This window comes from Kitasatospora saccharophila (assembly GCF_039529925.1).
Classification (GTDB): Bacteria; Actinomycetota; Actinomycetes; order Streptomycetales; family Streptomycetaceae; genus Kitasatospora; species Kitasatospora saccharophila.
The window spans coordinates 1-11917 of sequence record NZ_BAAANS010000041.1 but is presented as its reverse complement, the minus strand read 5'-3'; the positions used below and the strand labels follow the sequence as shown (position 1 = coordinate 11917).

Here is an 11917-nt window from a genome sequence, read left to right as displayed (position 1 = left end):
GGCTCAGTCCCGGACGGCGGCGGCCCGGGCGGCCTCGCGGTCGGCGGCCAGCACGACGGCGTCGAGCAGGCCGGGGAAGGCCAGCTCCAGTTCGTCCCGGCGGAGCGTGTTGATCTTCGAAGTGCCCTCGTAGTACTGCCGGATGACGCCGGACTGCCGCAGCACCCGGAAGTGGTGGGTGCCGGTGGTGCGGGTGACCGTGATGTCGAAGGTGCCGCAGGCCTTCTCGCCGGGCGCGCCCGCGATCTGGCGGACGATGCTGCGCCGCACCGGGTCGGCCAGGGCCTCCAGGACGCCCTGCAGGGTGATGTCCCGCGCCTCGGGGTGGTCGGTGATGCGTTCCTCGCTGCTCCGCGCGGCCACTTCGTGCCTCCCTGTTCGACTCGCGGTCCATCCTACGGCCGCTCCTTATGACGATGACCATCAACGTTTGACAGTCATCGTCATATCGGCTTCAGTGGAGACGCGGGGCGGCCAACTCGCCCTCTCCGCAGCGATGTGACGCTCCGTCAGTCGTGCGCCCACGGCCCGGCCCCGTACCCGCCCCGCCCCACTCGGGCCTCCACGAGGAGATCGATCAGCGATGGCAACTGCCGAGACCAGCACGGTGCCGGCCGCCGGCGCCGAGGCGGGCCCGCCGAACGCGTCGAGCGGCCTGAAGATCGTCGCGCTGGCCGCCGGCTTCGTGATGGCCACCCTGGACGTCACGATCGTCAACGTCGCCGGGGCGACGCTGCAGGAGCGGCTGCACGCCGGCCTGACCCAGCTGACCTGGATCGTGGACGGCTACCTCCTGTCCTTCGCCTCGCTGCTGATGCTGGCCGGCGGCCTGGCCGACCGCCGGGGCGCGAAGACCGTCTACACCTGGGGCATGGGCCTGTTCGTGCTCGCCTCGCTGGCCTGCGCCCTGTCCCCCTCGGCGGGGTTCCTGATCGCGGCCCGGATGCTCCAGGGGGCGGGCGCGGCACTCTTCATGCCCAGTTCGCTCTCGCTGCTCGTCGCGTCCTTCCCGGAGAAGCGGCAGCGCACCCGGATGCTCGGCCTCTGGTCGGCGATCGTGGCCACCTCCTCCGGCATCGGCCCGACCCTCGGCGGCCTGATGGTGAGCACCCTCGGCTGGCAGAGCGTCTTCCTGCTGAACCTGCCGATCGGCGTGCTGGGCATGCTGATGACCCGCCGGTTCATCGCGGCGACCGGGCCCAAGCCGATGAAGGTGACCGTGCCCGGCCACCTGCTCTGGATCGTCGGCCTGGCCGCGGTGAGCTTCGCGCTGATCGAGGGCCCGCAGCTCGGCTGGGCGGCGGGCCCGGTCCTCGCCGCGTACGCCGTCGCCGCGGTCGCCGCCGCGGCGCTGGTGCTGCGGGAGCGGCGCACCGGCACCCCGGTGATGCCGTGGCGCCTGTTCGTCTCCCCCGGCTTCTCCGGCGCCAATCTGGTGGGCTTCTGCTTCAACTTCTCGCTGTTCGGCAGCATCTTCCTGCTGGGGCTGTTCTTCCAGCACGCCCGGGGGGCGAGCCCCTTCGTCGCGGGCCTGGAACTGCTCCCGATCACGGTCCTGTCGCCGCTGGCGAACGTGGTGTACGCGCGGATCTCCGGCCGGTTCGCCAACGGCCCGCTGCTGACCGTGTTCCTGCTGGTCGCCGGCGTCTCCTCGCTGGTCATGACCGCGATCTCGCCCTCGACGCCCTACTGGCTGATCGCCGTCGGCATCGGCCTGGCCAACCTCGGCTCCGGGATCGTCTCGCCCGGCATGACCGCCGCCCTGGTGGACGCCGCGGGCCCGGCGCACGCCAACACCGCGGGCTCCGTCCTCAACGCCAACCGGCAGATCGGCTCGCTGGTCGGCATCGCCGCCGTCGGGGTGGTGCTGCAGGCCACCTCCGACTGGGGCACCGGCGTGGGCGTCGGCTTCCTGCTGATCGGCGCGGTGTACGTGCTCGGCTCCGCGTTCGCCTGGCTGCTGGTGGCCCGCGCCGAGCGCGGGGAGCCCGCCGCGGCCTGAGCGTCCGGGCCGTTCGGGCCCGCCGGGCCGGGGGCGCTCACCGGCGCGCGGTAAGCGCCGCCTAGGCTTGGCCCGAACGAAACCGGACCAAACCGGACCGGGCCGCCCCCGGACCGCACCCGGACCGCCGCTCGCGCGGCCCCGGTCGGCGCGGACGAAGGCTCGGCATGGACGAAAGCGGGGCCGCCCGATGGGCGACGGCATGACGGGGATGCACCACCACGGAGGCGGACCACTCCCACCCTTCTCCTTCTCCCGCGCCCTGGAGTGGTCGCCGGACTGGCCCTACCTGGTGTTCTGCGCGCTCGCCCTCGGCCTGTACCTGGCGGGCGCCGTCCGGCTGTGGCGGCGCGGCGACAAGTGGCCGGTCGGCCGGGTGATCGCCTGGACGGCCGGCGTCGGCACCGTGCTGCTGGTCACCAACACCGGCCTGAACGACTACGGCATGGTGCTGTTCAGCGCCCACATGATGCAGCACATGGTGCTGTCCATGCTCTCCCCGATCCTGCTGCTGCTGGGCGGCCCGATCACCCTCGCGCTGCGCGCCCTGCGCCCGGCCCGCAAGGGCAGCGGCAAGGGCCCGCGCGAACTGCTGGTCGCCCTGCTGCACTCCACCTACGTGCGGGTGATCTCGCACCCGGCGTTCACCATCCCCGCGTTCATCGCCAGCCTGTACGTGCTGTACTTCACGCCGCTGTTCGACTTCCTGATGCAGTACCGGCTCGGGCACCTGGCGATGATGCTGCACTTCCTCGCCGTCGGCCTGCTGTTCTTCTGGCCGATCATGGGCGTCGACCCGGGCCCGCACCGCCCCGGCTTCGTGATGCGGATCATCGAGCTGTTCATGGGCATGCCGTTCCACGCCTTCTTCGGCGTCGCGGTGATGATGGCCTCCGGACAGCTGGTCTCCACCTTCACCTCCGAAATGGCCCCGCTGGGCACCAACCTGCACGACGACCAGCAGCTGGCGGGCGGCATCACCTGGGCGTTCGGCGAGATCCCCACCGCGATCGTGCTGATCGCGCTCACCCTGCAGTGGGCCAAGTCCGAGGAGCGCCAGGCCCGCCGCCGCGACCGGGCCGCCGACCGCGACGGCGACGCCGAGCTGGAGGCGTACAACCAGTACCTGGCCTCGCTGGACAAGACCGCGAACCGGACCGCCGGGTAGTCCCGTACGGCACGGCGACCGCGAACCGCGAACCGCCCGGAACGGCTCCCGTTCCGGGCGGTTGCGCGTTCCCGGGTGGGTTGCGGGTTCGGGGCGGGTTTCGCCTCCGGGCGGGACGGTCAGCCGATGCCCTGGCGGTCGGGGGTCAGCGCGAAGGCGCGGTTGTCCTCGTCGCGGACGGACTCGGCGACGGCGCGTTCGAGCAGCGCGCGTTGCAGCAGCAGCGGGGCGCGGCGCCGTTCGGGGGTGATCCGCAGCAGGTCGTCGAGGGCGGCGGCGAGGCGGCGGGTGACCTGGGGCTGGCCGGCGCCGCAGATCCGGACCTCGGTGAAGGCCAGGTCCACGGTGGCCTCCCAGCCCGGCACCGGCTGGACCAGCCGAACCGCGCCGTCCTTGTCGCGGTGGCGCAGCTCGCCGAGGTGGACGGGGGCGAGGACGGCGAGCAGCTGGTGGATCCGGTCGACGGCCTGGACGGCGGTGGTGGGGTCGTTGATCGCCGGGGAGAGCGCCCGGATGGCGATGTCGACGAGCTGGCGGAAGCCGAAGCTGAGGTCCTGGTGCATGGTGCGGTCGACGCCGACGTTCAGCGCGGTGGTGATCCGGCGCGGCCGGGGCGCGCTGCCGCCGACCACGACCACGGTCGGGGTGCCGGGCGCGATGAAGTCGCCGATCCGCGGCACCTGGTACAGCACCGCGTCGTGCCGCCGGGCGACCCGGATCAGCCAGCGGATGTTGACGTCCCGCAGGACGCCGCCGCGCCCCTCGTGCAGCAGCGTCGGCCCCTCGGGCACCGCGCCGGGCGTCGGGCCGAGCTCGGGGGCCAGCCAGCGGTAGTCCTGGAGCACCTGCAGGGACTCCCGGGTGACCCGGTCGATCACGTGCGGGACGCGCAGCAGGCGCATCGTGGCCTGCACGTACAGCACGAACAGCGCCAGGCTGAGCATCACCATGGCGAGCGCGACGATCGTGGAGACGATCGGGACGGAGACGGCGCGGGCCGGGTCGCTGGTGTCGTCGTAGCCGAGCTGGACCAGCAGGGTGTAGACGAAGGTGGCCAGGCAGGTGGCGAAGGTCGCCTTGATCAGGCGGCTGCGCACGTACAGGCGCAGCACCCGGGGGCTGAACTGGCTCGCGGCCATCTGCAGCGAGACCAGCGAGATGGAGAACACCACGCCGATGAAGGTCAGCATCGCCGAACTGACGGTGGAGACGACGCTCTTGGCGGCCGAGCTGAACGACAGCAGGGTGTCGGCGGTCTGCGCGGCGGACGCCTCGGCGAAGATCTCCCGGTCGAGCAGGTCGGTGAGCCCGGCGAGCAGCACCGCCCCGACGCAGGTCAGCAGCGGGGCGAACCAGAACGCCTCGCGCAGGTGCTCGCGCAGCGGCGACAGGGCCCGGTAGCGCGGCCTCCGGCGCGCGCCGGGGTACTGCGCGCCGCGCCGGCCGTCCGCCTGCCAGCCCGGTCCGCCCTGCCCGCCCGCCTGTCCGCCGCTCTGTCCACCGCCCTGCCCGCTGCTCATCGGGCCAGGCTAACGGCGGGTGGGGGCGGTGCCCGGGAGGGACGCGGGGGCGGCGGGGGACCTTTCCCCCGGATGCGATGATCCGGAAACGGGTGGAACGGGTAGATCGTCCGGACGGGGGCGGCGTCCGGCCGTCCGCGACGGAGAGGAGCGGGCATGGACGCCGAAGTGCAGAAGGCCGTCACCGGGCTGGACGAGACGCGGGACAAGCTCCGGGGCGAGGTGGTCGCCCCGCTGCGGGCCGGACGGAGCAGGCTCCCGGAGGCTGACGAGCACTCCCTGCTGGGATCGCTGGCGGCCCTGGTGGAGTCGTTGCACGAACTCGCGGACACCGTCGTCGAGCGTCAGTACAACAACCGGTTCACCCGATCGGCACGCACCCATCTCGAAGACGCCGCGGATCTGCTGCGCGACCGCGAGAAGGAGTTGGGGCGGGACGCCTGACACCGCCCCGCACGTCAACGCGTGGTGTGCGCACCGCCGTTGACGTGCGGGGTCTGACCGGTGAGGTGGCGGGCCCCGGGCGGGGCGAGGAAGTGCGCGGCGGCGGCGACGTCCTCGACCGTGCCGGGGCGGCCGCCACGGGTCTCCTCGATCAGGGCGCGGCGGCGCTCCGCGGGGAGGCCCCCGCCGAAGAGGCCGGTGCCCTCGACGCAGGCCGCCGCGATGACGTCGCGGCTGACCCCGCGGGGCGCCGACTCGGCCGACAGCGCGGCGTTTCGGGCCGCGCGGGCGCGACCGGAGCCGCTGGCCCCTCCGGTGAGGAGCACGGTACGGGTCACTGCGTCCTCCTGCGGTTGCGACTGCTACGTTTAGCACTAAACACGGTCGAGGAGCAGCAGGAGGCAAGCCCATGGCCGAACCGACCGGCGGGGACGAGGACGACAGCGCGAGCGGGGGCGACGGCGCGAGCGGGGGCGACGGCGCGAGCGAGGCCGGGGGCAGGGCCGGGGCCGGGAGCGAGGCCGGGGGCGGGAGTTGGGCGCCGGAGGCGCACTCGGCGGCGGCGATCGCCGCCGCCTGGCAGCGGGAGCGGCCCGGGACGCCGACCGACTCGATCGAGATCGTCACGCCCGTCTGGCAGCTCGCCAAGCTCTTCGCGGACGACCGCAACCGGGTCCTGCGCGCGGCCGGGATCGACGCGGCGACGCTCGACCTGCTGGCCGTCCTGCGCCGCGCCGGGGCCCCCTACGAACTGACCACCCGCGAGCTGACCCGCCGGACGCTGGTCACCGCCGGAGCGATCTCGCAACGGGTGGCCCGGGCCGAACGGGAGGGCCTGGTGCGCCGCTCCCCCGCCCCGGAGGGCGGACGGGCCGTCCTGGTCGCCCTGACCGCCGAGGGCCACGCCCTGGTCGAACACTCGGTGGACGCCGTCCTGGGCCGGGAGGCCCAACTGGTCACCGGCCTCTCCCCCTCCGAACGCACCGCGCTCGCCACCCTCCTCGACCGCCTGCTCTCCGACCTGCACGGACGGATCGGCCGCGAGCCGGAGTGAACCGACCCCCCTCGGGCGGGGCCGGCCGCTTGAGCCCGGCGCGGCTCCCCTGCGCCGAAGATGCCGCCGACGGCGCCCGTCGCGTCGGCGCGCACCCCGGATCCGGAGCGGGGACGGCGATCAGGAGCGGGGAAGGCGATCAGGGGCCGACCGGGAGCAGGGTGCCGCCGGTGAGGTGGAGCAACTCCTCGGCGGTGGTGGGGAACACCGTGTGCGGGGTGCCGGCCGCGGCCCAGACCCGGGGGTAGTCGGTGAGCGCCTGGTCGACCACGGTCGGCAGCGGGCGGGGGTGGCCGGTGGGGGCGACGCCGCCGATGGCCTGACCGGTGGCCTCCCGCACCTGCTCGGGGGTGGCCCGGCGCAGCGGACCGCGCCCCCAGCGGGCGGCGAGGGCCGCGGTGTCCACCCGGTGACGGCCGCTGGTGAGGACGAGCACGGGCTCGCCGTCGGAGAGGAAGACCAGGCTGTTGGCGATCGCGCCGACCTCGCAGCCGAGCGCGGCGGCAGCCTCGGCCGCGGTGCGGGTGGAGTCGGAGAGCTCGCGGACGGTGCCGGGGATCCCGGCGGCGGCGAGGGCGGCGGCGACCTGGGCGCTGCGGGCGGGGAGGGTGACGGCGGGGGACGCTGCTGGTTCCACGGGGACTCCTCGGGGTGGCATCGGATTGCGCGCGTTCCATGGACGACCTGTTCCATATATGGAACGTTCCACCTGTGGAACGATAGCCCGCATGCGAGCAACAGATCAACCGGCGCCGACCAGCAGGGAGCTCTCCGCCCGGATCGGGCTGCGCCTGCGCGAGCTGCGCACGACCCGCGGCCTCTCCCTCTCCGAGTTGGCCCGGCTCTCGGGCGTCGGCAAGGCCACCCTGTCGGGGCTGGAGTCGGGTTCGCGCAATCCGACCCTGGAGACGCTGTACGCCCTGACCACCGCGCTGGGCCTGCCGCTGAGCACCGCGCTGCAGGAGCCCGAGCGCGGGCCCGGGATCTCGGGGCAACTGCTGGACGCCGTGCTGCTGGAGCAGTACGAGGACGCGGCGGCGGTGTGGGAGACGTACCGGATCCGGATCCGGCCCGGCGGGGTGCGGCGGTCGGCGGCGCACCCGGCGGGGACGGTGGAGCACCTGATCGTCCTCTCGGGCACCGCGCTGGTCGGTCCCGCGACGTCACTCGTCACGGTCACCGCGGGCGGGCACCACACCTGGGCGGCGGACGTGTCGCACTGCTACGAGGCGGTGGGTCAGGACGTCGAGGCGGTGCTGGTGGTGCGCCACCCGCACGAGTGAGGGTGGCGGCGGGCCGTCAGATCAGCGGCACCCGCGGCTGGTGGGCGGTGACGTGGACGGTGCCGGAGGAGCGGTCGAAGCGGACGCCGTGACCCTCGGCGTTCGACGTCCAGGAGTAGTCCCGGGTGCTCTCCCAGGTCGCTCCGGCCGGTGCGAAGGCGGCCAGCGCGTGCGGGGTGCGGCTGTCGGCGACGGGGCGGTCGTGGTCGCGGAAGGGCGGCGGCCCGGAGGGTACGACCTCCTTGCCGAGGAGCAGTTGCGCGACCTGCCCGGCGGGCAGCCGCAGCAGCGCGTAGGCCATGGCCTCGCCGGGCGCCCGGAGCGCCGGGTGCGCGGGGCCGGGGGCCTCCAGGACCCAGTGCGCCTCCTCGATCGTCCCGAGCCGGTCGAACAGCCGGGCCATCGGTTCGGTGTCGGTGCGCACGCCGGTGGAGACCAGGCTCGAACCGGTCTCCTCGAACTGCCGCTCGTTCTCCGCCCGTTCGCGCGCCCCGTAACCGCTCGGCAGGGCCATCGTGAGGGCGGCCCCGACCGCCCGGGGCCCGACGGTGACCCCGACCGCCCCGGCCAGTGCGACCCCCAGCAACGTCCGTCTTCTCAAAACCCCTCCTGCGTACGGTGATCAGCCCCATGCTGTCGCACCGGCCGGGCCGCTCCGTCCGCCCACGGGAGGATCCGGGGCGGCGGGCGTACCCCTGCGGGCCGAGGCCGGACCGGTCCGATCCGGGTATTGATCATGATCCGGTCCGCGTGCGATCCTCTCCGGTCGAGCCGTCGCGCCCGCGGCGGCCGGAGCCGGCGAGGGGGACGGGTGACGGGTACGGGCTGGGAGCCGCGGACGGTGGTCCGGGAGGACGTCGAACTGCACTGCCGGGACTGGGCGGGCGATCCGGCCGGGCGGCCGGTGCTGCTGCTGCACGGCCTGGCGGGGCACGCGGGTGAGTGGGACGCGCTGGCGGGGGCGCTGGCGCCCGGGCACCGGGTGGTGGCGGTGGACCAGCGCGGGCACGGACGTTCCACCCGGCGCCCGGCGAGCGTGCGGCGGGAGGCGTACGTGGCCGACGCGCTGGCCGTCGCGGACCGGCTCGGGCTGGAACGGCCACTGCTGGTCGGGCAGTCGCTCGGCGGCCACACCGCGCTGCTGGCCGCCGCCGCGCACCCGGACCGGTTCGGCGCCCTGGTGCTGGTCGAGGCCGCCGCCGGACGCTCCGCGGACGCGCCCGAGCAGATCGGCGGCCTGCTGCGGGACTGGCCGCTGCCCTTCCCGGACCGGTCCGCGGCAGTCGGGTTCTTCGGCGGCGGACCGGCCGGCGAAGCCTGGGCGGACGGCCTGGAGCAGCGACCGGACGGCTGGTGGCCGCGCTTCGACCCCGAGGTGATGGTCGACTCGATGGCCCCGATCGCCGCCCGCGACCACTGGGACGACTGGGCCGCGCTGACCTGCCCGACCCTGCTGGTGCTCGGCCGCCGCGGCATCATCCCGCCCGCCGAGACGGACCGGATGCTGTCCCTGCGCCCGGAGGTCCGGGCGGTCAGCCTGCTGGCCGCCGGCCACGACGTGCACCTGGATCAGCCGGCCGAACTGCACCGCCTGATCGCCGAGTTGCTGCGCGACGTGTCCGCCCCCTGATTCCGTACGACCCGCGCGTCCTGTTCGCCGCCCGCCCGGTGCTCGCCGAAGGCCGGGGCCCGCGGCCCGAGTTGGTCGGGCCACTGGTCGGCTCGCCGCGGCGGATGGTCGCCCTCGTCCCGCCCGAGGAGTTCCGGCAGCACCAGTTGCGCACCGCGCCGGAGGCCGGAACGCCGGACGCCCCGCTGCGCGCCCCGGTCCGGCCCGGGGGGAGGCCAACCGGGTCGCCCGCGACCGACTGGTGGCCGAGGCCCCGGTGCGCGCCGCCCGCCGACCGGGCCTGCCCGTCATCGAGGTGGACGGCAGCCGGGACGCCCCGGCGGTGGCCGCGCTGGCCGCCGAGCGGTTCGCCCCCTGGCCGGGGGCCTGACCGCCCGCGCCCGGTCGGCGGGGCCGCGCCCGGTCGGCGGGGCCGCGCCCGGTCGGCGGGGCCGCGCCCGGTCGGCGGGCTCAGCCGAGCAGCAGGGTGGCCTGCGGGAAGCGTTCGCCGGGGAGCGGGGCGCGCAGCGTGCGGGCGGTCTCGGTGAGCCCGGCCGCGCGGAAGAGCCCGGCGAGGGTGTCCACCGGCCAACGGTGGGCGGTGGCGACCTTGTGGTCGAAGGGGACGGGGCGGTCGGTGTCGCCGAGGGCGGGGTCGGCGGCGAAGAAGCCGGTCAGCAGCAGGCCGCCCGGGGCCAGGACGCGGCGCAACTCGGCGATTGCGGCGGGGAGTTGCACGGGCGGGAGGTGGATCAGCGAGTAGCGGGCGAGGATCGCGCCGAGGCTGCCGTCGGCGAGCGGGAGCGCCGTCAACGTGCCCCGCAGGAAGGGGTGTTGCGTGCGGGCGAGGCGGGCCTGGGCCAGCATGCCGGCGGAGAGGTCCAGCCCGAACGCGCGGACGCCGAGCCCGGCGAGCAGCTCGGTCGCCTCTCCGGGGCCGCAGCCGAGGTCGCCCACCGGCAGGCCGCGCTCCGCCACCGGGGGCGCCGCGACCAGCTGCCGGATCGCCGCCAACTCGGCTTCCTTGCCCGCGAGTTCACCCCTGAAGAGGGTCGCGTACAGCTCCGCCACCTCGTCGTACGCCGGTCCGACCTCGTCGCGCACCGGGCCGCTGCCGCCGCGCGTCGGCCCGGCCCCGTCATGCGTCGGCCCGGCCCCGTCACCCGCCGTCCCTGTCGTCATCCCCGCCGTCACTCCCGCCGTCACCGCCGCGCCCGCGTTCCGGAGGCCCCAGCCAACCACAGCTGCGGGCGGGCTCGAAAACGTGTTGCGGGTGGACGGGGTGGGGTGCCTAGACTCCGGGCATGGCCGTCGTCGCGATCTCTCGCCGATTTACCGGCCCCCCGGCTCCCGATGGGTGCCGCAGGGGGCGGGTTCGGTCGCGCCGGTAGGGAGTTCGGCGGATCGGGTCGACCCGGCGGCGGGTCGTGCCCAGGGGCCGGGGGGTGTGGTGTCCCCCTCTACCACCCCGTCGCGATCCGTCCCGTCTGGAGCACGCCATGTCCGTCCTTCCTGCCGCCGGTGCCGCCGCCGTCCGCCTCCTCTCCCCCGAGCAGCTCGCCCGTGACCTCGCCGTCCGCGACCTGACCGACCCGGCCGCCGGGCCGCACGCCCTGCAACTGGTCGTCGAGCGCGCGGTGGCGGCGCTGGCCGCTCGCTGGGACTGCCCGGTGCGGGTGCACCGGGGCGAGCGGGTGGTGAGCGTCGCCGACAACTACGACCACCTCAACTACCGTGCGGACGACGTCACTCGGGACGCCCGCTACACCCGCTACGTCGACGGTCGGCGGATGCTGCGCAGCCACTCCAGCGCGCTGGTGCCGGGCGCGCTGCGGGCGCTGGCGGCCGAGGGGGCGGGGGCGCCGGAGCGCGTGCTGCTGGTCTGCCCCGGCTTGGTGTACCGGCGCGACAGCATCGACCGGCTGCACAGCGGCACCCCGCACCAGCTGGACCTGTGGTACCTGACCCGCGGCCCGGTCCCGGCCGGACCGGAGGACCTGACCGGGATGATCGCCGCGCTCGCGGGCGCGCTGCTGCCGGGCGCCGGGTACCGCACCGAGGAACGCGTCCATCCGTACACCCTGGCGGGGCGCCAGCTGGACGTGGCGGCGGGCGGGGACGACGGCGCGTGGGTGGAGGTCGCCGAGTGCGGGCTCGCGCACCCCGGGGTGCTGGCCGGGGCCGGGCTGGGGCCGGAGTGGAGCGGGCTGGCGCTCGGCATGGGCCTGGACCGGGTGCTGATGCTACTCAAGGGCGTCCCGGACATCCGGCTGCTGCGCTCCGCCGACCCCGCCGTGACCGCCCAACTCACCGACCTGGCCCCGTACCGGCCGGTCTCGGCGCTGCCCGCGGTCCGCCGCGACCTGTCCGTCGCGGTGGACGGCGCCGACCTCGCCGAGGACCTCGGCGACCGGGTCCGGGACGCCCTCGGTGCGGACGCGGACTGCGTGGAGAGCGTCGAGATCCTCTCCGCCACCCCCTGCCGCGACCTCCCGCCGCAGGCGCTGGCCCGGCTCGGCGCCCGCCCCGACCAGCACAACCTGCTGGTCAAGGTCATCCTGCGCCCACTGGAACGCACCCTCACCGACGCGGACGCCAACCTGCTGCGCGACCGCGTCCACGCGGCCCTGCACCAGGGCACGGTGCACCAGTGGGCGTCCACCCCCGCCGGCCAGCCCCAGTAGGACGGGGCGAGGGCGCGGCTCCGGGGCGGGGCCGTCGTCCGCTGCGGGAGGTGACGCTAGGGCTCGTATTCTGTTGTGATCATTCTGGGAAGTTGCCCTCGCGGCGCGGCCTGATCCGGTAGACCGTGTTCCGTGACGCGAGTGCAACTTTCC

14 protein-coding genes are annotated in these 11917 nt (G+C 75.0%); 8 read left to right on the top strand and 6 right to left on the bottom strand.

The features are described 5' to 3' along the window. Nucleotides 1–3 precede the first annotated feature (3 nt). Entirely contained in the window at nucleotides 4–363 is a 360-nt protein-coding gene (locus ABD345_RS26655) for an ArsR/SmtB family transcription factor (RefSeq protein ID WP_344555393.1), read from the bottom strand. Nucleotides 364–583: 220 nt separating this feature from the next. Between ABD345_RS26655 and ABD345_RS26650 the strand changes: the two genes are divergently transcribed. Then, nucleotides 584–2002 carry an MFS transporter gene (locus ABD345_RS26650; protein WP_344555391.1) on the top strand — a complete coding sequence of 473 codons (1419 nt, stop codon included), beginning with the start codon at nucleotides 584–586 and terminating at the stop codon, nucleotides 2000–2002. A 211-nt stretch (nucleotides 2003–2213) separates the two neighbouring features. After that, nucleotides 2214–3170 carry a cytochrome c oxidase assembly protein gene (locus tag ABD345_RS26645; RefSeq protein ID WP_344555389.1) on the top strand — a complete coding sequence of 319 codons (957 nt, stop codon included), beginning with the start codon at nucleotides 2214–2216 and terminating at the stop codon, nucleotides 3168–3170. A 119-nt stretch (nucleotides 3171–3289) separates the two neighbouring features. Here the strand turns inward: ABD345_RS26645 and ABD345_RS26640 are convergent, their stop codons facing one another. Further along, entirely contained in the window at nucleotides 3290–4690 is a 1401-nt protein-coding gene (locus ABD345_RS26640) for a DUF2254 domain-containing protein (RefSeq protein ID WP_344555385.1), read from the bottom strand. Between the two features lie 156 nt (nucleotides 4691–4846). On the opposite strand from ABD345_RS26640, the gene ABD345_RS26635 reads away from it, so the two are divergent. Next, a complete protein-coding gene (locus tag ABD345_RS26635; protein WP_344555384.1) occupies nucleotides 4847–5134 on the top strand; it encodes a hypothetical protein in 288 nt (95 codons plus the stop codon). 14 nt (nucleotides 5135–5148) lie between these two features. On the opposite strand, the gene ABD345_RS26630 is transcribed toward ABD345_RS26635, so the two are convergent. Next, nucleotides 5149–5472 (bottom strand): SDR family oxidoreductase, encoded by a 324-nt coding sequence (locus ABD345_RS26630; protein ID WP_344555382.1) that lies wholly within the window; start codon nucleotides 5470–5472, stop codon nucleotides 5149–5151. Between the two features lie 71 nt (nucleotides 5473–5543). Here ABD345_RS26630 and ABD345_RS26625 point away from each other — a divergent pair, with 71 nt between their 5' ends. Further along, nucleotides 5544–6188 (top strand): MarR family winged helix-turn-helix transcriptional regulator, encoded by a 645-nt coding sequence (locus ABD345_RS26625; RefSeq protein WP_344555380.1) that lies wholly within the window; start codon nucleotides 5544–5546, stop codon nucleotides 6186–6188. Between the two features lie 139 nt (nucleotides 6189–6327). On the opposite strand, the gene ABD345_RS26620 is transcribed toward ABD345_RS26625, so the two are convergent. Continuing rightward, nucleotides 6328–6825, bottom strand: a complete 498-nt coding sequence (locus ABD345_RS26620; RefSeq protein WP_344555378.1) for a YbaK/EbsC family protein — start codon at nucleotides 6823–6825, stop codon at nucleotides 6328–6330. 91 nt (nucleotides 6826–6916) lie between these two features. Between ABD345_RS26620 and ABD345_RS26615 the strand changes: the two genes are divergently transcribed. Further along, nucleotides 6917–7471 carry a helix-turn-helix domain-containing protein gene (locus ABD345_RS26615; protein WP_344555376.1) on the top strand — a complete coding sequence of 185 codons (555 nt, stop codon included), beginning with the start codon at nucleotides 6917–6919 and terminating at the stop codon, nucleotides 7469–7471. A 16-nt stretch (nucleotides 7472–7487) separates the two neighbouring features. On the opposite strand, the gene ABD345_RS26610 is transcribed toward ABD345_RS26615, so the two are convergent. Further along, a complete protein-coding gene (locus tag ABD345_RS26610; RefSeq protein ID WP_344555374.1) occupies nucleotides 7488–8057 on the bottom strand; it encodes a hypothetical protein in 570 nt (189 codons plus the stop codon). 225 nt (nucleotides 8058–8282) lie between these two features. Between ABD345_RS26610 and ABD345_RS26605 the strand changes: the two genes are divergently transcribed. Both ABD345_RS26605 and ABD345_RS26600 read left to right on the top strand, forming a co-directional pair. After that, nucleotides 8283–9101 carry an alpha/beta fold hydrolase gene (locus ABD345_RS26605; protein ID WP_344555372.1) on the top strand — a complete coding sequence of 273 codons (819 nt, stop codon included), beginning with the start codon at nucleotides 8283–8285 and terminating at the stop codon, nucleotides 9099–9101. A 241-nt stretch (nucleotides 9102–9342) separates the two neighbouring features. Next, nucleotides 9343–9471, top strand: coding sequence for a hypothetical protein (locus tag ABD345_RS26600; protein WP_344555370.1), 129 nt, complete (start codon nucleotides 9343–9345; stop codon nucleotides 9469–9471). An 80-nt stretch (nucleotides 9472–9551) separates the two neighbouring features. Here the strand turns inward: ABD345_RS26600 and ABD345_RS26595 are convergent, their stop codons facing one another. Then, nucleotides 9552–10262, bottom strand: a complete 711-nt coding sequence (locus ABD345_RS26595) for a class I SAM-dependent methyltransferase (protein WP_344555368.1) — start codon at nucleotides 10260–10262, stop codon at nucleotides 9552–9554. A 317-nt stretch (nucleotides 10263–10579) separates the two neighbouring features. Here ABD345_RS26595 and srmL point away from each other — a divergent pair, with 317 nt between their 5' ends. Next, nucleotides 10580–11764: a PheS-related mystery ligase SrmL gene (gene srmL / locus ABD345_RS26590; RefSeq protein ID WP_344555366.1), complete on the top strand. Its 1185-nt coding sequence runs from the start codon at nucleotides 10580–10582 to the stop codon at nucleotides 11762–11764. The last annotated feature ends 153 nt before the right edge of the window (nucleotides 11765–11917 follow it).

What these genes read in the sequence shown, in the direction of transcription:
- ABD345_RS26645 (WP_344555389.1), top strand. Translation starts at nt 2,214, where the DNA reads ATGCACCACCACGGAGGCGGACCACTCCCACCCTTCTCCTTCTCCCGC.
- ABD345_RS26615 (WP_344555376.1), top strand. Translation starts at nt 6,917, where the DNA reads ATGCGAGCAACAGATCAACCGGCGCCGACCAGCAGGGAGCTCTCCGCC.
- ABD345_RS26625 (WP_344555380.1), top strand. Translation starts at nt 5,544, where the DNA reads ATGGCCGAACCGACCGGCGGGGACGAGGACGACAGCGCGAGCGGGGGC.
- srmL (WP_344555366.1), top strand. Translation starts at nt 10,580, where the DNA reads ATGTCCGTCCTTCCTGCCGCCGGTGCCGCCGCCGTCCGCCTCCTCTCC.
- ABD345_RS26640 (WP_344555385.1), bottom strand. Translation starts at nt 4,690, where the DNA reads ATGAGCAGCGGGCAGGGCGGTGGACAGAGCGGCGGACAGGCGGGCGGG.
- ABD345_RS26635 (WP_344555384.1), top strand. Translation starts at nt 4,847, where the DNA reads ATGGACGCCGAAGTGCAGAAGGCCGTCACCGGGCTGGACGAGACGCGG.
- ABD345_RS26595 (WP_344555368.1), bottom strand. Translation starts at nt 10,262, where the DNA reads ATGACGACAGGGACGGCGGGTGACGGGGCCGGGCCGACGCATGACGGG.
- ABD345_RS26650 (WP_344555391.1), top strand. Translation starts at nt 584, where the DNA reads ATGGCAACTGCCGAGACCAGCACGGTGCCGGCCGCCGGCGCCGAGGCG.